This window comes from Thauera sp. ZXT1-4, from assembly GCF_052598215.2.
Genome location: NZ_JBQWSN020000002.1, coordinates 19856 through 43647, shown reverse-complemented (window position 1 = coordinate 43647; position 23792 = coordinate 19856). Strand labels below are relative to the sequence as shown.

The 23792-nt window shown below is 63.4% G+C and carries 24 protein-coding genes and 1 pseudogene; 11 read left to right on the top strand and 14 right to left on the bottom strand.

Annotation, left to right across the window (positions count from 1 at the left end; all coding sequences use genetic code 11):
* The first annotated feature begins 15 nt into the window (after window positions 1-15).
* The 6 genes from ACUH78_RS02285 to ACUH78_RS02260 all read left to right on the top strand — a co-directional run bounded on the left by ACUH78_RS02285 (window position 16) and on the right by ACUH78_RS02260 (window position 9855).
* Window positions 16-1533 carry a TIGR02677 family protein gene (locus tag ACUH78_RS02285; RefSeq protein WP_418364837.1) on the top strand — a complete coding sequence of 506 codons (1518 nt, stop codon included), beginning with the start codon at window positions 16-18 and terminating at the stop codon, window positions 1531-1533.
* Complete coding sequence (locus tag ACUH78_RS02280) at window positions 1533-2771, top strand: TIGR02678 family protein (RefSeq protein ID WP_445332693.1); 1239 nt, start codon at window positions 1533-1535, stop codon at window positions 2769-2771. Before ACUH78_RS02285 ends, ACUH78_RS02280 begins: the two co-directional genes overlap by 1 nt.
* 99 nt (window positions 2772-2870) lie before the next feature.
* Entirely contained in the window at window positions 2871-7034 is a 4164-nt protein-coding gene (locus ACUH78_RS02275; RefSeq protein ID WP_445332694.1) for a TIGR02680 family protein, read from the top strand.
* Between the two features lie 2 nt (window positions 7035-7036).
* A complete protein-coding gene (locus ACUH78_RS02270; protein ID WP_445332695.1) occupies window positions 7037-8224 on the top strand; it encodes a TIGR02679 family protein in 1188 nt (395 codons plus the stop codon).
* A 426-nt stretch (window positions 8225-8650) separates the two neighbouring features.
* Window positions 8651-9466, top strand: a complete 816-nt coding sequence (gene sul2, locus ACUH78_RS02265; protein WP_001043260.1) for a sulfonamide-resistant dihydropteroate synthase Sul2 — start codon at window positions 8651-8653, stop codon at window positions 9464-9466.
* An 86-nt stretch (window positions 9467-9552) separates the two neighbouring features.
* Complete coding sequence (locus ACUH78_RS02260; protein WP_000251875.1) at window positions 9553-9855, top strand: phosphoglucosamine mutase; 303 nt, start codon at window positions 9553-9555, stop codon at window positions 9853-9855.
* Window positions 9856-10030: 175 nt separating this feature from the next.
* On the opposite strand, the gene ACUH78_RS02255 is transcribed toward ACUH78_RS02260, so the two are convergent.
* From ACUH78_RS02255 to ACUH78_RS02230, 6 genes are all read right to left on the bottom strand, one after another.
* On the bottom strand, window positions 10031-11524 hold the full coding sequence (locus ACUH78_RS02255; protein WP_001120888.1) for an IS91-like element ISCR2 family transposase: 1494 nt from the start codon (window positions 11522-11524) through the stop codon (window positions 10031-10033).
* A 210-nt stretch (window positions 11525-11734) separates the two neighbouring features.
* Window positions 11735-11959 carry a hypothetical protein gene (locus tag ACUH78_RS02250; RefSeq protein ID WP_000743213.1) on the bottom strand — a complete coding sequence of 75 codons (225 nt, stop codon included), beginning with the start codon at window positions 11957-11959 and terminating at the stop codon, window positions 11735-11737.
* On the bottom strand, window positions 11956-12693 hold the full coding sequence (locus ACUH78_RS02245; RefSeq protein ID WP_001366550.1) for a recombinase family protein: 738 nt from the start codon (window positions 12691-12693) through the stop codon (window positions 11956-11958). Before ACUH78_RS02245 ends, ACUH78_RS02250 begins: the two co-directional genes overlap by 4 nt.
* Window positions 12694-12801: 108 nt before the next feature.
* Entirely contained in the window at window positions 12802-13377 is a 576-nt protein-coding gene (locus tag ACUH78_RS02240) for a recombinase family protein (protein WP_510497546.1), read from the bottom strand.
* A 127-nt stretch (window positions 13378-13504) separates the two neighbouring features.
* Complete coding sequence (locus ACUH78_RS02235) at window positions 13505-13786, bottom strand: type II toxin-antitoxin system YafQ family toxin (RefSeq protein ID WP_445332697.1); 282 nt, start codon at window positions 13784-13786, stop codon at window positions 13505-13507.
* Window positions 13773-14039, bottom strand: coding sequence for a type II toxin-antitoxin system RelB/DinJ family antitoxin (locus tag ACUH78_RS02230; protein WP_445332698.1), 267 nt, complete (start codon window positions 14037-14039; stop codon window positions 13773-13775). The genes ACUH78_RS02235 and ACUH78_RS02230 overlap by 14 nt, the downstream gene beginning before the upstream one ends.
* Window positions 14040-14318: 279 nt before the next feature.
* Between ACUH78_RS02230 and ACUH78_RS02225 the strand changes: the two genes are divergently transcribed.
* The 5 genes from ACUH78_RS02225 (at window position 14319) to ACUH78_RS02205 (ending at window position 17300) form a co-directional block, all read left to right on the top strand.
* Entirely contained in the window at window positions 14319-14651 is a 333-nt protein-coding gene (locus ACUH78_RS02225) for an ArsR/SmtB family transcription factor (protein WP_000447876.1), read from the top strand.
* Window positions 14648-15415 carry an arsenical resistance protein ArsH gene (gene arsH, locus ACUH78_RS02220; protein WP_001239389.1) on the top strand — a complete coding sequence of 256 codons (768 nt, stop codon included), beginning with the start codon at window positions 14648-14650 and terminating at the stop codon, window positions 15413-15415. Before ACUH78_RS02225 ends, arsH begins: the two co-directional genes overlap by 4 nt.
* Entirely contained in the window at window positions 15412-15918 is a 507-nt protein-coding gene (locus ACUH78_RS02215) for an arsenate reductase ArsC (RefSeq protein WP_000140066.1), read from the top strand. The genes arsH and ACUH78_RS02215 overlap by 4 nt, the downstream gene beginning before the upstream one ends.
* On the top strand, window positions 15915-16982 hold the full coding sequence (arsB, locus tag ACUH78_RS02210; protein ID WP_001272375.1) for an ACR3 family arsenite efflux transporter: 1068 nt from the start codon (window positions 15915-15917) through the stop codon (window positions 16980-16982). The genes ACUH78_RS02215 and arsB overlap by 4 nt, the downstream gene beginning before the upstream one ends.
* Window positions 16983-17096: 114 nt before the next feature.
* Window positions 17097-17300, top strand: coding sequence for a hypothetical protein (locus ACUH78_RS02205; RefSeq protein WP_000131871.1), 204 nt, complete (start codon window positions 17097-17099; stop codon window positions 17298-17300).
* Window positions 17301-17336: 36 nt separating this feature from the next.
* Here the strand turns inward: ACUH78_RS02205 and ACUH78_RS02200 are convergent, their stop codons facing one another.
* The 8 genes and pseudogenes from ACUH78_RS02200 to ACUH78_RS02165 form a co-directional block, all read right to left on the bottom strand.
* The gene (locus ACUH78_RS02200; RefSeq protein WP_000211355.1) at window positions 17337-17561 is read right to left on the bottom strand and encodes a type I toxin-antitoxin system ptaRNA1 family toxin; all 225 of its coding nucleotides are present in this window, start codon (window positions 17559-17561) and stop codon (window positions 17337-17339) included.
* A gap of 63 nt (window positions 17562-17624) precedes the next feature.
* A complete protein-coding gene (locus ACUH78_RS02195) occupies window positions 17625-17873 on the bottom strand; it encodes a hypothetical protein (protein ID WP_000213809.1) in 249 nt (82 codons plus the stop codon).
* Between the two features lie 4 nt (window positions 17874-17877).
* A complete protein-coding gene (trbL, locus tag ACUH78_RS02190; RefSeq protein WP_001405816.1) occupies window positions 17878-19305 on the bottom strand; it encodes a P-type conjugative transfer protein TrbL in 1428 nt (475 codons plus the stop codon).
* 10 nt (window positions 19306-19315) lie between these two features.
* On the bottom strand, window positions 19316-19552 hold the full coding sequence (gene trbK / locus ACUH78_RS02185) for an entry exclusion lipoprotein TrbK (protein ID WP_000718002.1): 237 nt from the start codon (window positions 19550-19552) through the stop codon (window positions 19316-19318).
* Between the two features lie 12 nt (window positions 19553-19564).
* Window positions 19565-20344, bottom strand: a complete 780-nt coding sequence (gene trbJ / locus ACUH78_RS02180) for a P-type conjugative transfer protein TrbJ (RefSeq protein WP_000836966.1) — start codon at window positions 20342-20344, stop codon at window positions 19565-19567.
* 140 nt (window positions 20345-20484) lie between these two features.
* Window positions 20485-20673, bottom strand: a complete 189-nt coding sequence (locus tag ACUH78_RS02175) for a FitA-like ribbon-helix-helix domain-containing protein (protein ID WP_000024442.1) — start codon at window positions 20671-20673, stop codon at window positions 20485-20487.
* Between the two features lie 696 nt (window positions 20674-21369).
* The gene (locus tag ACUH78_RS02170; protein WP_445332699.1) at window positions 21370-22467 is read right to left on the bottom strand and encodes an IS91 family transposase; all 1098 of its coding nucleotides are present in this window, start codon (window positions 22465-22467) and stop codon (window positions 21370-21372) included.
* Window positions 22464-23371 (bottom strand): annotated as a pseudogene (locus tag ACUH78_RS02165) (tyrosine-type recombinase/integrase). Before ACUH78_RS02165 ends, ACUH78_RS02170 begins: the two are co-directional and overlap by 4 nt.
* Window positions 23372-23792 lie beyond the last annotated feature (421 nt).

The window sequence follows — 23792 nt, the reverse complement described above, 5'->3', positions numbered from 1 at the left end:
CCCAGAATCCAACCCATGCCATTTTCGGACACATCGGCCGACCTGTTCCGACACGTCAGCGCGGACAAGGCCGGCATCTACCGAAGCATCATGGCGAGCTTCGCCGCGGCAAAGCGCCAGTTCAAGCTCCACATGCGTCCCGACGAGGTGCTGGCCGAAGCCCGCTGGATCAACGGCGTACCGAAGCTCGAGGAGGTCCACACCGCACTCGCCCAACTCGCCGAGTGGGGCAACCTCGAGGCGCAACCCGATACCGCGCGTGTGGCGAGCATCAGCGACTTCTACCGCGCCCGCTTCCTCTACCGCCTGTCCCATGGCGGCGAAGCCGTCGAGACGGCTCTCACTGCCTTCGCCGAAGCGCTCGGTCGGCGTGCCGAGTTGCAGACGGTCGCGCTCGAAGACATCGCCAGCCGGCTCAAGACCCTGCTCGCGCTGGCCGATGCGCCCACGCCCGATGCTGCAAAACTGCACGAAACCCTGCGCGATCTGGTGCGCGTATTCGAGGGCCTGGCCGACAACGCCCAGGCCTTCATGGCCGGCATGGCGCGCAGCATCGAGCTGCAACAGGCAGATGCCGCCGCGGTGCTGGCCTACAAGCAACGGCTGATCGACTACCTCGAACGCTTCATCGGCGACCTCGTCGGACGCTCCGGCGTGATCGCGCAGCACATCGCCTCGCTGCATCCGCGCATCGATCCGCTGCTGTGGGCGGCCGCACAGCGCGAAGTACGCGACGCCGCGCCCGGCGACAACCAAGCGCAGGCCGACGCGCTGGCGCAGCGCCAGCAGGCCTGGCGCGAACGCTGGGGCGGTCTGCGCGGCTGGTTCGTCAGCACCCATCATGAACCGCCGCAGGCCGAGGTGCTGCGCTCGAAGGCGCGCGCGGCGATTCCACAGCTGCTGGCCGCGGTCGCGGCGCTCAATGAGCGGCGCAGCGGGCGCAGCGATCGCTCTGCCGACTTCCGCGTGCTCGCCGGCTGGTTCGCGAGCTGTGGCAGCGACGACGACGCGCACCGCCTGGGGCGCGCCGCCTTCGCCCTCAATCCGGCCCGTCACTTCTCGCTGAACCCGGGCACCGGCCATGAGCTGCCGGCCACCACGCCGTGGGCCGAGGCGCCACCGCTACGCATCCATCCGCGCCTGCGCGAGTACGGCGAAGCCGCCCCGCGGGGCCCTTTGCCCAAGGTACGCGAGCGCAGCGAGGAACGCGCCCTGCTCGCGCGCCAGCTGCATGAGGAACACCTGCAAGTCGAAGCCGCGCGGGCGCGCCTGGCGACCGGTCGAACGACGCGCCTGTCGGAGCTCGGCCACCTCGATCCGCACGCCTTCGCGCTATTCCTGTCGCTGCTCGGTGAGGCGCTGACCGCGCAATCCTCGCCCGAAGACGTGGTTGAACGTCAGACCGGCGACGGCCTGCTACGCATTCGCCTCGAGCCGCTGGAAGCGCACACGCGGGCCGAAGTCATCACCGATGCCGGCGTCTTTGCCGGCCGCGACCACCGCATCACGATTACCGCCACACAAGCGCCCTGATGACAACCGACAGCACCGCGATCGGCCTGCAGCAGGCCCTCCACCAACGCGAGGAGTTCACCACCGCGCTGCGCGCCCTGTTGATGGCTCCACTGATGACGCCGGCACACGCGGAGTTCGCTACCGTGCGCCGCCACGCCGATGCATTGCGCGAATGGTTCGTCCGCGAGACCGGTTGGCCCCTGCACATCGAACGCGATGCGGCGCGCCTGTACAAACGTCCGGCCGATGTGAGCGACGCCAGCCGCGGGCTGCCCAGCTACGAGCGCCGCCGCTATGTGTTGCTTTGCTTGGCCTGCGCGGTGCTGGAGCGTGCCGACCCGCAGATCACGCTACGCGTGCTCGGCGACCGGCTGCTCACCCTCGCTGCGGACCCGGCGCTGGCCGCCCTCGGCTTCAGCTTCACGCTCCAGGCGCAGCACGAGCGGCGGGAGCTGGTCGCAGTGTGCCGCACGCTGCTCGAACTCGGCGTCCTGCATCGCGTGGCCGGCGACGAGGAGGGCTTCGTACACGGCGGCGGCGAAGGCTCGGACGGACTCCATGACGCGCTCTACGACGTGCAGCGGCGGGTCCTCGCCGGCGTACTCGCGGCGTCGCGCGGGCCGTCCACGTGGCCCGCGGACGAAGCTCCGGCCACGCTCGAGGCGCGGCTCGCCGCGCTGGGGGCGGAGCCGGTGCCGGACAGCGACGAGGGCCGGCGCACGGCGCTACGCCACCATCTGGCGCGCCGCCTGCTCGACGACCCGGTGATCTACCTCGACCGCCTCGACGCCGACCAGCGCGCCTATTTCATGAACCAGCGCGGCACCATGGCCACCCGGCTGTGCGACGCCACCGGGCTGGTCGCCGAACAGCGCGCCGAGGGTCTGGCGCTGACCGACGAGGACGGCGAGCTGACCGACGTGGCGATGCCGGCCGAAGGCACCGAAGCGCATGTCACCCTGCTGGTGGCCGAATTCCTGACGGCGCCCACGAACGGCGGCACAAACACCGACGATGTCGCCGCATTCATCGCCGGCGCACGCCAGCGTTTCGGCAAGTTCTGGCGCAAGTCCGCGCGCGAAGCCGGCTCGGAGCACGAATTGGCTGCGGTCGCGCTGGATCGCCTGCAGCGCCTTCAACTGCTCGAACGCGAGGGCACCGACGTACGACCACTGCCGGCGCTGGCACGTTTTGCCGTCGGCGAGGCCGAGCTCAGGCCCGCGCCGACCGTCACTTCCAGCACCCTTTTCGACTGAGATGACGACCCCCACGCTTGCCGCTTCACGTCTGCGCTGCCCCCCGAGGGGGCGCAGTCCGGCTTGGGGCGGCCCGGCACCGCACTGAGACCCAGCTCCATGGACACGCTCGATACCCTGCTCGACATGCCGTCCGATCTCCCGACAGCCGACGCTCGCCCTGCACTGCCGCAGCCGACACTGGCCCGCTGGCAACCCCTGCGCCTCGGCCTCGTCGAGCTGTTCCACTACGACAGCGAGGAATTCTGGTTCCGTGATGGCCACCTGCTGCTGCGTGGCAACAACGGCACCGGCAAGTCCAAGGTGCTGTCGCTCACCCTGCCCTTCCTGTTCGATGCCCAACTCAAACCCTCACGCATCGAGCCCGATGGCGACGCCGGCAAGAAGATGGCCTGGAACCTGCTGCTCGGCAAGCTCGACCGCCGCATCGGCTATGCCTGGATCGAGTTCGGCCGCATCGCCGACGATGGTGCGCCCGACTATCTGACGCTGGGCTGCGGACTCTCGGCGGTCGCCGCGCGGGCACAGGTTGATCCGTGGTACTTCGTCCTCGAAAAGCGCCGCATCGGCGAAGACCTGTGGCTCACCAGCCCGGCGCGCAACGTCCTCACCCGCGAGCGGCTGAAGGAAGCCTTGAACGATCACGGCCAGGTCTTCGACAACGCCGCCGCATACCGCCGCGCAGTCGACGAGCGCCTGTTCCAGCTCGGCGCCGTCCGTTATGCGGCCCTGATGGACACGCTGGTCCAGTTGCGCCAGCCGCAACTGTCCAAGAAACCCGACGAAGGCAATCTCTCGGACGCGCTGACCGAGGCACTGCCACCGCTGTCGGCCGAGCTACTGACCGACGTCGCCGACGCGCTCAACCAGCTCGAGGAATACCGCCGCGAGCTGCACGATTACGAAGCGCTGGCGAAGGCCGTCGGCCAGTTCAACCAGCGCTACCAGCGTTACGCCGCGATCAACGCGCGGCGCCAGGCCCGCGGCCTGCGCAGCGCACAGAGCGGCTATGACACCGCCAGCCGCAACCTCAACGAGGCCCGCACCGAGTTGCAAACTGCGCAGCACGCCGAGGCGCAGGCGAAAGGCCGCCTCGATGCCGCCGAAGCCGCATTGCTCGCCGGCCGCACGCGGCTCGACCAGTTGCAGTCCGACCCGGCAATGAAGGACGCGAATCGCCTGAACCAGGCCGAACGCGACGCCGAGGCGCGGGCCGCAGACCTCACCGATGCGACGCGCATGAACGCTGAGGCGGCCGTCCGCCTCGAGCGCGAGCAGCGGGCGCTTAAGGAACGCGGCACGCGCCGGACACAGGCCGAAGAGGCCCTCGCCACCGCGCGCGAGGGCGTCGACGCGGCGGCACTGGCCAGCGGCATTGGCGAGCCGTGGCGAGCCAACGCGCTGGCGGAGCTTCCGGCCGCCGAATTGGCAACACTCGGCGACCTGTCCCTCGACACCGCCCGCAATGAGCTGCGCCAGGCAATGCTCGTTCGCCGCGAACAGCTCGCCCTCGTGCAGCGGCGCGTCAGCGAGGTGGCGCAGGCTGAGGCCACCCACACCAGCCGGCAACAGGCCCGTGACGAACGACAGGACGAAGTCGAAGCGGCCGCCGCCCGCCGCAGCGCGGCCGACACCGCGGTAGAGACCGAAGGCAGCCGCGTCGTCGAGGCTTGGCAGGAGCACTTCGCGAACCTGCAGGTGCTGCAGGTGGACGAACCGCCGCTGCCCGCGCTGGACGCGTGGGTCGCCAACCTGCAAGGTGACAACCCGGCCCGTGCCGCCTTGTCGTCGGCCCAGCAGCGCGCTGCCGACGACCTGGCGCAGCAGCGCGCCGGGCACCTCGCTGCACAGAAAGCCCTGCACGACGAGCAGGCGACGCTGCGCGCCGAGCACGAGCGACTCACACAGGGCGAAGACGCCACCCCGCCGCCGCCTTATACACGCGGCACCGAGACCAGACGGCAACGTGCCGGTGCGCCGCTGTGGCAGCTGGTCGATTTTCGCGACCACGTCGACGCCGCCCAGCGTGCCGGCCTCGAAGCCGCGCTTGAGGCGGCGGGACTCCTCGACGCCTGGGTCACCCCCGATGGCCGGCTGCAGGCGGCCGACGGCGCGCCGCCCCTGCACGACACCCAGTGGCTGGAGCGGCCACGCTGTGACGCTTCGCTCGCCGCCTGGCTCACCCCCACATCCGACGCCGCCACGCCCGGCTTCGATGCCGCGCTGCTGACGCGCCTGCTCGAAGGTATCGTTTGTTCCGCGCATGACGACGGCCAAGCTGAAGGCTGGATTGCCCCCGACGGCCGTTTTCGCCTCGGTGCCTTGGCAGGAAGCTGGCACAAGCCACAGGCCACCTACATCGGCTACGCGGCCCGCGCCGCCGCGCGTGCGCGACGGCTCGCCGAGATCGACCTTCGGCTGCGCGATGTTGCCGACGCATCGCGCCGGATCGACGCCGCGCTGGCCGAGCTCGCCCGGCAGCAGGCGCGGGCGGCCGCCGAATGGCAGGGCGCACCATCCGACGACGGTTTGCGCGCCGCCCACGCCGACGCCGCGGCCGGCGAGCGCGAATTCCAGACTGCGCGAAGCCGCCTCGACGAAGCCGAGCGGCAGCAGCGCGCAGCCAACGACGCTATGCAGAGCCGCCGCGATGTGCTGACAGCCGACGCAGCCGACCTGCACCTGCCCACCGATGCCGCGGCGCTGGAAGCCGTCGGCGCCGCACTGCTGCACTTCGGTGAGACCCTGCACGGGCTCTTCCAGCTGGTGCACGAACTTCGCCTGGCGGCGGCCGAACTGACCCGCCAGCAAGAGCGGACACGCGAAGCCGAGGCCGACGCGCGCCAGCGTGCCGAACAGCTCGCCGAGCGCCGCCGGCAGGCCGAGGAGGCGCGGGTGCGCCTCGCCACCTTGCGCGAATCGATCGGCGCCCGGGTCGATGAGCTTCAGGCGCGGCTGCGCGAGGCGCGCACTGCTGTGAGCGACGGTGAGCGCCACTTGAAGGCCGAAGGCGAAGCCCTGCGCAACGCCGGCGAGGCACGCGCCCGCGGCGAGCAGAAGGTACAGGACGCCGACACCACCCTGCAGGAACGCGCCGCTACCCGCCAACACGCCATCATCCAGCTGCAGGGCTTTGCCGCCACCGGCCTGCTGTCCGCCGCGCTGCCCGAGGCCGAACTGCCCGACCTGCGCGCACCGTGGACGATCGAGCCGGCGCTCGCGCTGGCCCGCCGCACCGAGCAGGCCCTTGCCCAGGTGGCGGACGATGACGAGGCCTGGACGCGCATCCAGAGCCAGATCTCGCACGACTACGGCGAGCTCGGACGTGCCCTCACTGCGCTCGGCCAACAGGCCCAGGCCGACACCAGCGACTACGGCATGGTCGTCAGCGTCATCTACCAGAACCGTCCGGAGCGCCCCGACCAGCTCGCCGCCCGACTGGCCGCCGAGATCGCCCAGCGCCGCGAGCTGTTGACGGCGCGCGAGCGCACCCTGCTCGAAAACCACCTGCAGGCCGAGATCGCCGCAGAGGTGCAGCGGCTCCTGCAGGCGGCCGAGCGCCAAGTCGATGCGATCAACAAGGAGCTCTCCAAGCGCCCGACCTCCACCGGCGTCAAGTTCCGCCTCTTGTGGCAACCGCTTCCCGAAGGCGGCGAAGGCGCACCGGTGGGCCTGGAGGCCGCCCGCAAGCGCCTGCTCAATACCAGCACCGACCTATGGTCGGCCGAGGACCGGCGGGTGGTCGGCGAGATGCTGCACCAGCGCATCACCGCCGAGCGCCTGAAGGCCGACGCGGTCGGCGGCAGCCTGCTCGAGCAACTCGCCCAGGCGCTCGACTACCGGCGCTGGCACCGCTTCCGCGTCCAGCGCTGGCAGGACGGGCAGTGGCGTCCGCTCTCCGGCCCGGCCTCCAGCGGCGAACGCGCGCTCGGCCTTACGGTACCGCTGTTCGCCGCCGTGTCGAGCTTCTACAGCCAGGCCAGCTACGCCTTCGCGCCCCGCCTGGTGCTGCTCGACGAAGCCTTTGCCGGCATCGACGATGCCGCCCGCGCCCATTGCATGGGCCTGATCCGCGAGTTCGACCTTGATTTCGTCATCACCAGCGAGCGCGAATGGGCCTGCTACGCTGAGCTGCCTGGGGTGGCGATCTGCCAGTTGCAGCGGCGCGAGGGTATTGATGCGGTGCATGTATCGCGATGGATCTGGGATGGCCGGGCGCGGCAGCGCGAAGACGATCCGGATCGGCGCTTTCCCCAAGAATGATCATGGATCCCCGGTTGCAACGACTGCTGGGCGGCGAAGCCTTGGCGGCGCTGCGCAAGCGGCTTCGCCAACGCTATCAGCGCGGCGCACCGGCCGGCATGCTGCGTCTCGGCGCGCTGAACGAAGCCGAACACGCAGCGCTTGCCGCACTCACCGGCCGCCCTGCACGCCATGTGCGATCGATGCAGATCGAGGTCGCAGAGATCGACACCACGCTCGCGCGGGCGGGGCTGGCCACCTCCTTGCGCGATGCGCTCGAGCAAATCGACGGGCCGATCATCGACCTGACGGCCCAACGCCTGCAGGTGCGCTCGCAATGGCAACAGCTGGTCGAAGACTGCGAACACCCCGGGCTGCGTTCGGCCCTGCAGACCTCCGTCGGGCTCGGGCTGCTGAAGCGGCTGTGTGGCAGCCGCCCCGAGGCAGGTACCCTCCTCGTCCGCCATGCTGATCGGGTGTTGCAACGGCTACCCGCAGCGGGCATCCCCCGTGCGCAACTGGCCGTTGCCGCGCTCGGAGATGCGCACGCGCTCGACGCCGGCAGCCCGGTCGCCACTCTGATCCTCACGGCGCTACGCCATGACGGCACCGCCGAGCTCGACGGCGAACGCGCGCGCGAACTGTGGGCCGCGGCCGGCGTGCTGGTCAATGAACTCGCACGACCGGCCCTGGCGCTCAACCTTCCCGGGCCGACAGGCGCCGAACCGGGCGAACCGGCCTATCTCTCACTACGCCGCCTGCTGCGTTCGCCACCGGCCTGGACCGTCACGGGCCGCCCGGTCTTCGTCTGCGAGAACCCGAACCTGCTCGCGATCGCCGCCGATCAACTGGGGCCGAGCTGTGCACCGCTGGTGTGCACCGACGGCATGCCGGCCGCGGCCCAGCGCGTCCTGCTCACGCAATTGCGCGCCGCCGGAGCAGAGCTGCATTACCACGGCGACTTCGACTGGCCGGGCCTGCGCATCGGCAACCAGATGGTCCGTGAGCACGACGCCCGGCCGTGGCGCTTCTCGACAGCCGACTATCGCGCGGCCGTCATCGGCGCACCGCGCCCCGGTCGCCCCCTCGACGATGCCGCCGTCAGCGCGCTGTGGGACGATACACTCGCTGGCGCGATGCTCACCGAACGACTGGCGATCGACGAGGAAGGGCTTGCCGACATGCTGCTCGACGACCTGCGACATTGCTGAAGCTGATGCACCGTTACATTTCAATGACTGGCCCTACAAACTTGCTTGTTGATGATTTGCGCAAAATCATTCCAAATCAAACGCAACTTACTGTTTTATAAGCTAATATTATTTTCCGTTCACTCCCACTCTATTGTAAACAAGACATTTTTATCTTTTATATTCAATGGCTTATTTTCCTGCTAATTGGTAATACCATGAAAAATACCATGCTCAGAAAAGGCTTAACAATATTTTGAAAAATTGCCTACTGAGCGCTGCCGCACAGCTCCATAGGCCGCTTTCCTGGCTTTGCTTCCAGATGTATGCTCTTCTGCTCCTGCAGCTAATGGATCACCGCAAACAGGTTACTCGCCTGGGGATTCCCTTTCGACCCGAGCATCCGTATGAGACTCATGCTCGATTATTATTATTATAGAAGCCCCCATGAATAAATCGCTCATCATTTTCGGCATCGTCAACATAACCTCGGACAGTTTCTCCGATGGAGGCCGGTATCTGGCGCCAGACGCAGCCATTGCGCAGGCGCGTAAGCTGATGGCCGAGGGGGCAGATGTGATCGACCTCGGTCCGGCATCCAGCAATCCCGACGCCGCGCCTGTTTCGTCCGACACAGAAATCGCGCGTATCGCGCCGGTGCTGGACGCGCTCAAGGCAGATGGCATTCCCGTCTCGCTCGACAGTTATCAACCCGCGACGCAAGCCTATGCCTTGTCGCGTGGTGTGGCCTATCTCAATGATATTCGCGGTTTTCCAGACGCTGCGTTCTATCCGCAATTGGCGAAATCATCTGCCAAACTCGTCGTTATGCATTCGGTGCAAGACGGGCAGGCAGATCGGCGCGAGGCACCCGCTGGCGACATCATGGATCACATTGCGGCGTTCTTTGACGCGCGCATCGCGGCGCTGACGGGTGCCGGTATCAAACGCAACCGCCTTGTCCTTGATCCCGGCATGGGGTTTTTTCTGGGGGCTGCTCCCGAAACCTCGCTCTCGGTGCTGGCGCGGTTCGATGAATTGCGGCTGCGCTTCGATTTGCCGGTGCTTCTGTCTGTTTCGCGCAAATCCTTTCTGCGCGCGCTCACAGGCCGTGGTCCGGGGGATGTCGGGGCCGCGACACTCGCTGCAGAGCTTGCCGCCGCCGCAGGTGGAGCTGACTTCATCCGCACACACGAGCCGCGCCCCTTGCGCGACGGGCTGGCGGTATTGGCGGCGCTGAAAGAAACCGCAAGAATTCGTTAACTGCACATTCGGGATATTTCTCTATATTCGCGGTTCAGCAGGCATGTCCCCTTTGAGGGCGACCCGACGACAGGATAATCGACCTTATGGTGCGCAAATATTTCGGCACAGACGGTATTCGTGGCAAAGCCAACGAAGGCGCGATGACGGCGGAAACCGCCTTGCGCGTCGGCATGGCGGCTGGCCGTGTCTTTCGTCGCGGTGACCACCGCCATCGTGTCGTGATCGGCAAGGATACGCGCCTGTCGGGCTATATGCTTGAACCCGCGCTCACAGCCGGTTTCACCTCGATGGGCATGGACGTATTCCTTTTTGGCCCGCTGCCGACAACGTATAGGAAGAATAAACGCCCTTTTCACCCAAGTCCAACAGCTTTGGACCGCAGTTGACTCTTTCGACACCCCTGCGATGCAACCCAATCCGGCTGACGGGGAGCCAGCAACGCTGAAAATTTACCCTCCTCTTTCCCACTAGCGGCTCCTTTTCCGACAACCAGCACGGCGGATCCCTGCCGCGGCGCTGTGAACGCAGCATTTTGATTGGTATCGTTGGCCTTCAGGCTCGTCAGTCAAACAGACCCAGGAGCAGCTCAGCCGGTGGCGCCCGGCTTTCGGGTAACGCCCTGGTCCCGCTGGTTTCGGCTTTGTGCTTCAGGTGATCAAGGATCTGCTTGATCACTATAGGGTCTTCAATGCAGGCGATGACTTTCATGGCGCCGCCGCAGCCGCTGCAGGTCTCGATGTCGATATTGAAAACACGCTTGAGCCGTTGCGCCCATGTCATCGACGCTCGCCGTTGTGCTGGTGTTGCCGGTTCATCAGCCACCCTGACCTTGTTGCCCCTGCCCCGTTTTGCCGGCGTGACCAACGCCCGGTGCCGACTGTTGGGTGCGAACACCCCGTGGAAGCGGGTTAGGTTGACTCTGGGCTTCGGTACCAGGGCGGCCAGCCTTGCAATGAAATCCAATGGTTCGAAAATGACGTGCGTGGTGCCGTCCCGGTACGGCGTCTTGAGCTGGTAGCGCACGTTGCCGCCTCGTGTTAACGACAGCCGCTTCTCGGATACCGCCGGGCGGCTGATGTACCGGCACAGCCGTTCGAGCTTCTTGCGTTCATCGGCCCTGGCCGCCACGCCGGCGTGCAGGCTGGACCCGGCTACCTTGCCAATCCCGTCACCGAACGGATCACCACTGGTCGGCAGAGTTTGCAAAGTGAACACCTTTCGCCCCGCCTGTGAACCGACAGCGATACGGTAAGTGATCGAGTGCCCCAGCAGGGGTGTCATCGGGTCGTCATCCACCGCATCCGAGGCCAGATAGCTGTTTTCGACATCCCGTTCCAGCAGGCCTTGCCGTTCCAGATAGCGACCCACCCGGTGGGCGATGGTGTGCGTCAGCTGGGTGAGCTCTGGGCTGGTCGGCGCCTTGACCCAGCGGAAACGCGCTGAGCCGTGGGATTGCTCGACATACACACCGTCGAGAAACAGCATGTGGAAGTGAACATTCAGATTGAGCGCCGATCCAAAACGCTGGATCAGGGTGACCGCGCCCGTCTTGGCCACTTGGTGGGTATGGCCCGCTTTCTTGACCAGGTGCGTGGCAATGACGCGGTAAACGATGCCCAGCACCCACCCCATGATCTCGGGCCGGCTGGCAAACAGGAAACGCAGCTGAAACGGGAAGCTCAACACCCACTGACGCATGGGTTGTTCAGGCAGTACTTCATCAACCAGCAAGGCGGCACTTTCGGCCATCCGCCGCGCCCCACAGCTCGGGCAGAAACCGCGACGCTTACAGCTGAAAGCGACCAGGTGCTCGGCGTGGCAAGACTCGCAGCGAACCCGTAGAAAGCCATGCTCCAGCCGCCCGCATTGGAGAAATTCTTCAAATTCCCGTTGCACATAGCCCGGCAATTCCTTTCCCTGCTCTGCCATAAGCGCAGCGAATGCCGGGTAATACTCGTCAACGATCTGATAGAGAAGGGTTTGCTCGGGTCGGTGGCTCTGGTAACGACCAGTATCCCGATCCCGGCTGGCCGTCCTGGCCGCCACATGAGGCATGTTCCGCGTCCTTGCAATACTGTGTTTACATACAGTCTATCGCTTAGCGGAAAGTTCTTTTACCCTCAGCCGAAATGCCTGCCGTTGCTAGACATTGCCAGCCAGTGCCCGTCACTCCCACTCGATTGTAAACAAGCACACAAAACCCTTTAGTGACAACAATTTGCAAGAACTATCAGGCTCAGTGCCATGAAAAATACCATGACCAGATCATGAGGTTGAACACGGCTTGCGCCGGCAGCGTTCACGCTCCTGGTCGGCGATCTCGCCCGGCTGCAATGCTAGCTCAGCATCGGTCATGCGCTCCAGCACGTCGCGTAGGCGGATGGTGCAAGGAATGGGCGGCAGCTCGAACTCATAGCCGCCGGCGATCATTTCGGCCGCAATCTCCTCGGTGATGAAAAACGGCTCGTCGTCTTGGTTCGGCTTCTTCATGCCCTTTCCTCCTGGCGCTCATCCTGGCCGACAGCGGCCAGGGCATCGGCTTCCGTCAATGCGTCCTCCACGAACGCGCCGTGCTGCTTCGCTTCGGCCTGGCTGACCTCGGCCCATATCCGTTTCACCTGGGCCGCACTGTACCCGGCCAGCTCGGCGGTCTTGTTGATGCTGTAGCCGGACTTGCGCAGCGCGACAACTTGGGCGCGGCGCTTCGGATCAGCACGGCGGCCCTTGTACCGCCCGGCCTGGCGGGCCAACTCAATGCCTTGGCGCTGGCGTTCGCGCCTGTCCTCGTAGTCGTCGCGGGCCATCTGCAAGGCCAGGCGAAAAAGCATGATCTGCACGGCTTCCAGCACGATCTTGGCGACGCCCTGGGCCTCGGCCGCCAGGTCGGATAGATCGACCACGCCAGGGACGGCCAGGCGTGCGCCTTTGGCCTGTATCGAGGCCACCAGGCGCTCGGCCTCGGGCAAAGGTAGGCGGCTGATGCGGTCGATCTTCTCGGCAATGACCACCTCGCCGGGCTGTAGGTCGCCGATCATGCGCAGCAGCTCAGGCCGGTCGGCGCGTGCGCCGGATGCCTTCTCACGGTAGATGCCGGCGACGTAGTAGCCGGCGGCCTTCGCGGCCGTAGTGATCGCCTCTTGGCGTTCCAAGTCCTGCGCGTCGGTGCTGACGCGCAGATAGACCCGCGCCACCATCGGCGCGGCTACTGGCTTCGTCCTGCGCATACTTGCGGGCTCCTTTGGGCATACTCAAATGCACCCATCTTAAACTGGCAGGCCAATTTATCACATATCGATCTAAATGTCATTTTCAGAAGGCGATAGCACGGAATATCAGGAGTCGGCTGCACTGCCGGAATTGGCCGCCTGCAAGGCGGCATAGAGGGCGGTTTTCCCGACCTTGAGGCGTGCGGCGGCCTCACGGACATTCAGCCCGTTGGCAAGGAATTCCCGCGCCCGTTGCAACTTGTCGGCGGTGATGACCGGCTTGCGTCCGCCCTTGCGTCCTCGTGCCGCAGCAGCAGTCAGCCCGGCCTTGGTGCGCTCGCGGATCAAGTCGCGCTCGAACTGGCCCAGCGCACCGAACACATGGAAGATGAGCCGTCCGCCCGGCGTGGTGGTGTCGATGTTTTCAGTCAACGAGCGGAAGCCGACGCCCCGTGCTTCCAGCTTGCCGACCGTCTCAATCAGGTGCGGCAGGGAGCGGCCAAGCCGATCCAGCCGCCAGACGACCAGCACATCGCCATTGCGCAGATAGGCCAGCGCATCGGCCAAGCCGGGGCGGTCGGCCTTGGCCCCGGATGCCGTGTCCTCGAAAACCCGTTCGCAGCCCGCCTTGTGCAGCGCATCCGTTTGCAAGGCGGAGTCCTGTTCCGCCGTCGATACCCGCGCGTAGCCGATCAGTGCCATTTCCGCCCCTTTTGTCCGCCATTCCGTCCACCTATCTTAGTGTCCGATAACTCATTAAAAAAGCCGTTTTCGGACAGGTGTCCGGTTTGGCCGTCTAATGATCGTTTGACGGACAAGACGGCAGGCGTCAGCCGAACAGCTCACTGTGCGAGCCAAGCCGCGCCAATCGCAGGGTGTCAGAGTCGGACTTGCGGTAGATCAGCAGCAGATCGGGCTTGATATGGCATTCGCGGTAGCCCGCCCAATCGCCGGAAAGATCGTGGTCGCGGTAGCGCACATCCAAGGGCTGATCGGTCGCCAGCGCGACCAGAACCGGCTTAAGATCATCATCGAGCGTGGCACGGTGTCGGCCCTTGGCCTCCCGCTTGTAGTCGCGCTTGAACGCGGAGGAACGATCAATCGTCCGCATGCAAGTCCGCCATCAGGTCATCGACGCTGGCGAAGCGCTTGCCTTTCCCGGCCTCAAGCTCGGCAATGGCCTTGCGTGTGGTTGCGTTGGGAGCCTTCACGTCAAAGGGCATCCGGCGCTCATCGGCAATGCGCAGCATCAGCAAGCGGATGGCGTCAGAGATTGACAGGCCCATCGCTTCGAGCGCATCAGCGGCGCGCTCCTTGGTGTTGGTGTCAATGCGGGCACGGACGTAGGTATCGGCGGTGCTCATGGCAATTCTCCGGGAGCGGTTCAGAAGCCCATATTGTAGTCACAATGCGACCACAAGACAAGGCGGCATCGTGCATAGGACTCCCGAGCAATACCGACCACTCCCGGCGTTTCGTGCATAGGACTGCTGACGCTGGCCGTTCAGAAGTCGGCTGCACACCGGGCGGCCAGCCCTGTGAACTGGTGTAGTCGCCTTCTGAAAATGACAAATGCGCCTAGCTCATTTTTACAGCTTAAATGAGCTATTGAGCACACTCCATATTTCGACTATTATTGAAACATGGAAACGATAAATGCTGTAGCCGCCCTGGCGGCCATCGCTCAAGAATCGCGCCTCGCGGTGTTCCGGCTTCTCGTCCAGGCCGGCCCCGCCGGCATGGCCGCCGGAAAAATCAGCGAAGCGGCCGGCATCCCGCCGTCTTCGCTATCCTTCCACCTGAAAGAGCTGGCACACGCCGGCATGGTCACGTCGCGGCAAGAAGGCCGATTTGTGATCTACGAGGCGAACTTTTCGACGGCCACTAACCTGGTGGCCTTTCTCACGGAAAACTGCTGCGGCGGCCAGGTGTGCAACCTGTCTTGCACCACGGAAGCCGGGAAGGTGTTGGCATGAGACTTCGCCATCTTTCCGACCCCGATTCTTTGCCCGCTTTGGACAAATCCTTTGCCATCGAGCGCCCGGCGCTCGGGCTGGCACCCGACGCCCCGCCGGTGCGTATCCTGCTGCTGTATGGCTCGCTGCGCGCCCGCTCGTTCTCACGGCTGGCCGTCGAGGAAGCGGCCCGGCTGCTGCAATTCTTTGGCGCAGAAACACGCATCTTCGACCCGTCCGATTTGCCGTTGCCCGATCAAGTGCAAAGCGACGATCACCCGGCCGTCAAGGAGCTGCGCGCCCTGTCCGAGTGGTCAGAGGGACAAGTCTGGTGCAGCCCGGAACGCCACGGTCAGATTACCAGTGTCATGAAGGCGCAGATTGACCATCTGCCGCTTGAAATGGCCGGCATCCGGCCGACCCAAGGCCGCACCCTGGCCGTGATGCAGGTATCCGGCGGCTCGCAGAGCTTCAACGCCGTGAACACCTTGCGTCTGCTCGGCCGCTGGATGCGAATGTTCACCATTCCGAACCAGTCGAGTATCGCCAAAGCGTTCCAAGAGTTCGACGCGGCGGGCCGCATGAAGCCCTCGCCGTACTACGACCGAATAGCCGATGTGATGGAAGAACTGGTGCGCTTCACGGCGCTGGTACGGCCGCACCGTGAAGCACTGACAGACCGCTATTCCGAACGGAAAGCGGCCGGCCACGTCATCGACGAGGCCACCGATCTTTCATCCATCGCCATTGCTCCCCAGCCACTACCAGAAAGCGAAACATCATGACCGAAAGAATCTATAACGTCCTCATCCTCTGCACCGGCAATTCGGCGCGCAGCATCATGGCCGAAGCTCTCATCAACACGATGGGGCAAGGGCGCTTCCGCGCCTACAGCGCCGGCAGTCACCCAACCGGCAAGGTCAATCCCTTCGCCGTCGAAAAGGTGGAGTCGGTGAATTACCCGACCGAGAATCTGCGCAGCAAGAGCTGGGACGAGTACGCCACGCCCGACGCACCGAAGATGGACTTCATCATCACCGTCTGCGACAACGCCGCCGGCGAAATGTGTCCGGTGTGGCCTGGTCAGCCGATCTCGGCGCATTGGGGATTTGAAGACCCGGCCGCCGTCGAAGGCACTGACGCCGAGAAGCGCCGGGCCTTCGAACAAACCTTCCGGCACATGATGAACCGCGTCCGCCTGTTCGTGAATCTGCCTCTCAAAATGCTTGACCAGACGGCCATCAAGCGCGAGCTGGCGAACATCGGCAAGACCGAGCAGGAAGCATGAGCGCCGGCGCACAGGCCATCGCCGCGAAGCCGCGCCAGGCCCCGATGAGCGGCTTCGAGCGTTACCTGACGCTGTGGGTGGCCCTGTGCATCGTCGCCGGTGTTGCGCTCGGCCAGGGCCTTCCTGACGTGTTCCAGGCCATAGGCCGCATGGAAGTGGCCCAGGTCAATTTGCCGGTGGGCCTGCTGATTTGGGTAATGATCGTCCCGATGCTGGTCAAGATCGACTTCGGGGCGCTGCACCAGGTCAAAGAGCATTGGCGCGGCATCGGCGTCACGCTGTTCGTGAATTGGGCCGTCAAGCCATTCTCGATGGCCCTGCTGGGGTGGCTGTTCATCCGACAAGTGTTCGCTCCGTTCCTGCCGGCCGATCAACTGGACAGCTACATCGCGGGCTTGATCTTGCTGGCCGCCGCGCCCTGCACGGCAATGGTGTTCGTGTGGAGCCGCCTTACCAACGGCGACCCGCTTTTCACGCTCTCGCAAGTGGCTCTGAACGACGCCATCATGATCGTGGCCTTCGCGCCCATCGTCGGCCTGCTGCTGGGCATGTCCTCGATCTCGGTGCCTTGGGACACGCTGCTGATTTCGGTCGTGCTCTACATCATCGTGCCGGTGATCCTGGCGCAGCTCTTGCGGCGGCATCTGCTCAAGCAAGGACAGGCCGCCTTTGAACGGGCCATGCAGAAGATCGGGCCGTGGTCGATGGCCGCGCTGCTGCTGACGTTGGTTCTACTGTTCGCCTTCCAGGGCGAGGCCATCATCCGGCAGCCGTTAGTGATCGCCATGCTAGCCGTGCCGATCTTGATTCAAGTGTTCTTCAATTCCGGGTTAGCCTACTGGCTGAACAAGCGGGCGGGGGAAAAGCACTCTGTCGCCTGTCCTTCGGCCCTGATCGGTGCCAGCAACTTCTTCGAGCTGGCCGTGGCGGCCGCCATCAGCTTGTTCGGTCTGCACTCCGGCGCTGCATTGGCAACCGTGGTCGGCGTCCTGGTCGAAGTGCCGGTGATGCTGCTGGTCGTGCGCGTGGTGAATCGCTCGAAGAGCTGGTACGAACGAGGTTGAACATGAGTAGGAAAAAACTGAGGAAATGATTGCAGATTGCCGCGCCGGCCGCTTCCTGGCGCATTCGATCACTGACCTGGAACACCTAGTATCCATGCTTGCTGAGGTCGCCCGATGACAGACCCAAAGAACCTAGAGAACAGGCTGCATGAGAAGGCCGACCCGGCCCGCGCCGTTTCCACTGGTCGGGTGCGCTACACACTGGCCGAACTACTGGCCGACGCGGAAGCATCCGGGGCTTACCCGCTGCCGCCGGAGGAACGCGAATGGATGGATGCGCCGTCTGTGGGTCGGGAATGGCCAAACAGTGAAGATTGAAAAAGGCGGCCAGTTCGAGTGGCCGCCCTTTCGTCATTAGCTGCACGCTTGGCGCAAGGCGTTCATTGCTTCTTGAAAATCAGCCTGTGTCGCCCGGCCCGTTTCAGCTTGGTAGTACACCACCATAAAAGCATTAGCGACGGCTTCGGCCAATGGCCCAAGGCTCCGCGCTTCCGCTTGGTTGATGTACTCCAAAGAAGAAAGAATAGCCGCTGCTTGATGCACTGCTTGCCCTGGTTCGATAATATGTTGTGTTGTCATAATTCACCTCTCCAGTAGGTGTTGATTGAAAGTGCCGGGCTGGTTGTGGCCAGCCCGGTGCGCCTACAGGTACAGCCCCGCCGCCTCCGCGAATGCTGACCGCTCATTCCTGCCGCCATTAACCTCAATACTTATCGGCTTAGTTTCGCTCTCTCTCATAGGGTCTGGCCGTGATACAAAAGCGGCTGTTTCTGTCTCTGCATCGACCTCGGTCGATTGATCACCCAGCGGCGAAATAAATACCTGGCTGACTTCTTCCCTTGGCGCTTCATCCAGGGCCGCCAATGCGGCCATGTATGTTGATGTCGTCATCGTGCTAACTCCTGACTTCGTTACTATCTGGGCCAGAATCGGCGCCCAAGCTATTGCCCTCGAACTGGCCAGATTGGCTTGCTTCTTTCGGCTCCATGCTTTCGCGTATCGAAGCAGCCAGTTTTCCGCCTGTGGTTTCGCTCACTCGCTCCTGGAATCCCTGCTTCACTTGAGAGCCGACACCCTTGGCTAACTCGGAGGCCGTGCCTGTGGCCAGCTTCGCGGCCTTGGCAAAGCCGCCACCGCTTGAGCTACTGCCGCTGTCACCAAAGCCAGCCGCTTGGGCGAATGGGCTACTGCCAGCAGTACCCGCTTCACCACCACCGTTTCCGCCACTGCTGACAACTGACCCCATGCTGGACATGTCACCGCCGGTTTCCATACTCGCTGATGCTTTCTGAAAAGCCGCTTGGAGTGCACTTGCACCTCCGGCTGCACCGGCTGCGGCACCCATAACCGCTTTACCTGCCAGGGCAGCGCCGCCAGTTGCCATACTGGCCGCCGTCACCGCCGCCCCAACTGCCGCACCCGCACCGAAGTTTCCAATTCCACCGGCTGCGCCAATACCACCACCAGACACAAGACCAGAAATCATCGGCGGAACTTTGTTGACCAAGAAAAGCAAGATGACCGATATAACCAACATCACGGCCAGTTCCTGGGATGCCATGTTCTCGCTGATTTGCGTGTAGTAGTGATTGATGAACTCTTTGCCAATCGCAACCAGAAGCACCATTGCCATAAGCTGTGCGGCCAGGCCCAGCACGGTCTTGTAGTAATTGATCGCCATGTCGGAAGTCCAACGACTTCCACCAAAGCCAAGGAAGAACACACCGGCATACAACAGAATCCAGGCTGATGCGAGCAACAGCAACAGGTTGACCGCAATCAACGCCAGGACAAACAAAACAGCCAGGGCCATTAGCTCCATGACCAGAGCAGTTGCCATCTGCCGCCATCCCAGCTCCGAGGTGGCCTGTACTGTGCGGTTGTATAACTCGAAACCAAGATCAAGGATGCTGGAGGGCCCAAGATTGCTATTGGAAAGTCCCCCCGCCTGCGCGCCCAGAGTTTGCAATGACTGAACAATCGTACCGGCGATATTCATGCCCTGGTTCGCATTCGTCAGCAACCACCAGAAAAAGCCGGTGAAGATCGTGAAGCGAACGAACTCCGCGAAGAACTCGCCAATGTCGGCCTTGCGCAAAGCCATCATGCCGAATGTCCAGACCATCGAAATCACAACCAGCGTCCAGAACAAACGCGATGCAGCGGACTCAATAGCTGGCCCCCATGTTGCGGCAGCATCATGAAAACGCTTGAGCACATCATTCATAACACCGCTGCTACTTAGCTCCTGCGCCATTGCAGGTTCAGCCAGCACCATTGTGGCGACCATCATCAAGCCACCTAGAGCAATTTTCTTTCTCATGGCGACCACCTCAATAATCATCTTTAGGGCTGGGCTTGAACTCCCACTGACGCATCTGCTTGGCCTTCTGGAATGCTCTGCATTCCTCGGTAAAGGCCTCTCGGTTCGCTTCGCTGCGCATTTCATTCAGTGCTGCCTGGAACGCATCGGGGGCACACGTCGCCGCATTTGGTTCGGGCATCCTTTCCTGTTCACATCCAGCCAACAACAGCAACGTAGCCGCGGTAGTAAAAAAGATTTTTTTCATCTCACCGCCTCCCTAGTAGTTGTCTGCCGGACTCGGGCGAAACGTCCAGGTACGCATTTGCTCGGCCCTGGCATCACCTCGCGCCTCGGCATCGAGTTCTGCTGCAATCCGGGCTGCCTCCGCGTTGTGTTGGGCGGTCAACATGGTGCGAATCTGCAAGAGCTGATTGGCCTGCTGGCTGGCGAGCTGGTTGGCGTAGCCGATGGCCTGTAGCTGGCCAGTTGCACCCTGGGCCGCGCCTTGCAGCCGCTCCAGGGTACGGGCGTCATCCTTCAAAGCCTTTTGCTGGTCGGCAACGGTCTGGAACAGGGCATCGTTGGCCTTCTTTTGCGACTCTGACGCCAGGCGGCGGTTCTCTTCCATCGCTGCCTTTTCGGCCGGCGTGCATCCGCCGCTGCCGTTGAAGCATGGCGAGCTGCGGTAATAGGCCACGTCCTGAAACTTGGCCAGGTAACGATCCAGGCTGCCTAGCTGGTTCTCGTAATAGGCCAGCGTGTTTTGCGCGGCAATCAGCCGGTTGATCGTAGTCTGCGCCTGATCCCAGATATACGCGGCTGGGGCCATCGTGTTCTGGAGCTGATTTTCGTACTGCTGCAACTGGGTCTGGTACTGCTCAATCTGCTTGAGCGTCTGCGCCACCGACTCGATGGCCGTCATGATGTTCTGGGCCAGGTTGCCGCCGTCGATGACGGGGATACCAGCTTGCACAGGGGCGGTGGTAGTGGTGATAAAGCCGGTTGCGAGTGCAACGGCTAGAGCGGTTTTTTTAGCCGCTAAAATTTTGGACTTCATGGTCGTACTCCGTCGATGAAAAGAAGGCATTGCCTTGACCAAGCGTTGTGCTTGTTCTCGGCAACGTTTCATCGAAGAGCTACGCCACTAGCTGATCGGTATTGCCCTTGGCGCTGAGGCCCGGACTTACAAACGTAAAACTACTCTGTTTTTTTATCGCTTTCGGACAAGCCAACTTCCCGGCCAATCTCTTCAAGCTCTAGCGGCTGTACTGCCGCCGTCAGTATTTCGCGTATTTCCGCGTCGGTGCTCCTATCGTTGAGCGCTGCTCGAACTTTCAACGCACGGTGCACCTCGGCGGGTAAATTCCTGATAAGCACATTTGCCATATCAATACCCTTTTGGTGTACCCGACAACCATGCTATCAAAGATATTAAAAATAGCAAGACCTATACTCTTGCAACCGGCGGTAGCCGATCAGCCCCGCAGGGCAGGATTCCCGTTGAGTGCCCCCGGCGCGAATAAGGGACAGTGAAGATAGATAACCGGCTTGCCGGTTAGCTAACTTCACCCATCCTGCCCGCATTTCACCCACTATTGAAAATCTAGCGCATATCGAACGTAAAGCGTTTTATCGTCAAACAAACACCGATTCTTGGCAACATAACCGTAATCGTCACCAAATCGGCCTGCAATCGACATAGTCGCTTCAAAATCGCTGCTCAATCGGCTTTAAATCGGAACCTAAAATGCCAACAATCGACACAAACCATTCGCCCCGATGGGGCGAGTTGGACGCCAAAAAAGAAGGGCATAACGATTAAGGTTAGATCGTGATCGCGAAGCGAGCCACGATCTGAACCGGTTGTTGAACAAGCCCGGTCCGTCTCCCTGGAAATAGCTTTCTGTTCCCGAGCCCGGAATCGGGCCGGTAGGTCCGCTCAACGAGCAGGCGACGCTGGAATCAGCACCTGAAACTGGCCGAGCCAGCCGATTTCGGGTTCATCGGCCCGTTTTTCGGCATTTTCGGGCCGAGCGCGGCCGTGGCGCAGGTGAGGCGCACCGTCGTGGCGAAGGCGCAGGCCTACACGGCCGTCTCCATTGCGTGCATCGAATCTGCTCGGCTGACCGCCATCGGCGGAAGTCGCCGCCGCAGGATCCGCATCGGCTTGCCGCAGCAAGGGCAGGCAAACGCCGGTCGGGGTTTGTGCGGCGTTGGCGGGCGCGGCACGATCCTGAGCACGAGATGCAGCAGGGCGATCAGGCCCTTCTTGTTCGGATGCAGGAAGCCGTAGTTCCTCGCCCGCCGGAAGCCCTTGGGCAGGACGTGCTGCAGCAGCAGGTGGAGGAACTCGGCACCGGGCAGCGTGCGGACCTTGCTTTCCCCGCTCTGGCTGTCGCGGTAGCGGAAGCTGACCTGGCCGCTGCCGTCGTGATCGCAGGCGAGGAGGTCGGCCTCGCGGATCACGCCGCGATAGAGGTAACGACCCAGATAAACGAGGGCCTTCTCGCCGTTGCCGACACGCTTGCAGTCGACCACCCATTTCCCCGGCAACGGCTCGGCCGGATGGAGGCCAGCCTGCGCGAGCGCCGCCAGCAACTTGGCGCGAAACACCTTCGCGAGCGCCGTGTGGCTGAAGAGATAGCCGCTCTTCGTGCGCCAGCGTCGGCTCCGCGCATCCAGGCTCGCGCCGGGCATGACCAGATGCACGTGTGGATGCAGGTCGAGCCGGCGCGAGTGGGTGTGCAGCACCGCCACCGCCCCGGCCTCGCCCTTGAGCTGGCGGTCGTTGCGGCAGAAGGTCTGCACCGTGCTCCAGGCGGCGGAGAAGAGAGCGCCGTAGACGCACTTCGCGTGCCGTGCGGCCAGTGCACGCAGCTCAGCGGGCAAGGTGAAGGTGAGCAGGAAATACTCGGCGGGTACCTGCAGGCGCCGTTGGCGCTCGAGCCATTGTTCGCCCTCGTGATGCTGGCAGTGCGGACAGAGCCGGTGCCCGCACGAGTGCGGGACGAGCCGTTGCTCGGCGCACTCGGGGCAAGCCGCGAGCAGTTGCGGGGCCATGCGGCTGCGGCAACACAGCATTGCCCGCAGCGCTTGGGCGCGTTCTGGGCCCAGGGTGTGGCCGTAGCGGGCGCGGTAGTCGGGCTCGAAGCGCTCGATGACCTGCGCGAGCGTGATCACCGGACCGTCCCCCAGTCCAGGGTGAAGTGCTGCATCAGGGCATCGATGCGGGTTCGTGCCGATTCGGTGGTGTGGCTGGTGAGGTGGGTGTAGCGGGCGGTGGTGAGGATGGAATGGTGGCCGAGGATCTTCTGGACTTCCAGCAGATCGACGCCCTGCTCGATCAGGTGCGTGGCATAGCTGTGGCGCAAACTGTGAGGGGTGATCTTTTTTTTAGCCCGCACGCAGTGGCGACCTTGCGCAAGGTGAGCTGGACGCCGCCGCGATCAAGCGGCGAGCTCGCCCGCTGCGCGCCCTTGAGGCCCGCGCTGCGATTGGGGAAGAGCAGTTCGGGGTGACGGTGCGTCAGCCAGAACCGGCGCAGCACCGCGAGCGTGGCCTGCGGCAGCGGCACCAAGCGGTCGCGGTTACCCTTGGCATCGCGCACCTGCACGCGCATGCGCTCGGCGTCGATGTCGGCCACCGTGAGCGCAAGGCCCTCGCCCAGCCGCAGGCCGAGACTGTAAAGGGTGAAGTAGAACACCCGATAGCTCAGCACCCGAGTGGCCAGGAACAGCCGCTGCGCCTCATCGACCGTGACGATGTCGGGCAAGCGCTGCGTCTTGGGCGGCTTGATCAGGTCGGGCATCGCCCACGGCTTCTTGAGCACATGCGTGGTGAAGAACTTCAGACCGTACAGATCGAGCTTGACCGCGCTCCACGAGTGAGTGCCGATGAGGTCGCTGAAATACTCCGTGAGTTGCGCCTCGGTGAGCGCCTCGATGCGGTAGTCGAAATACGCGCCCAGGCGCCGGATGGCGCGGGCGTAGGCGTCGATGGTCTTGGGCTGCAGACCTTTCAACTTCAGGTGCTTGAGATGGCTGTCGTACTGCCGGGCAAAGTGCGCTGGAAAGCTCGTCGTCATGCTGGTCGCTCCTCACGAAGTCGTGCAGAATCGGCGCCATCACCGCGATGGAGCCGTCATGCAGAATAGTTCGTGGGGTCTGGGCGGGCGACCTCTCCGCGTAGCGGCTTCGTTCAACCCGCCCCTCAAGTGTCAATGAACACAAGAAATTTGCCTCCCCTCCCGTCATACCACTAAGGCGACGTATTGATACTTGAGGGGCAACCTTTCCTGATGTTGACACCTTCACGCAGGTTACTGGTTATGGGCGTCCAACACACACGGCTCATTCCTGCTTGGTAATAATAAGAATAATAATCTTCTTATTATTCTTACCGAACGAATGGGCACTGCTTAGCCATTTCACGTTTCGAGCCAAGGTTTCAGTACAGATAACTACAAGTGCACACAGCGGCCCTCCAGCACCGTTAGACGCAGATTC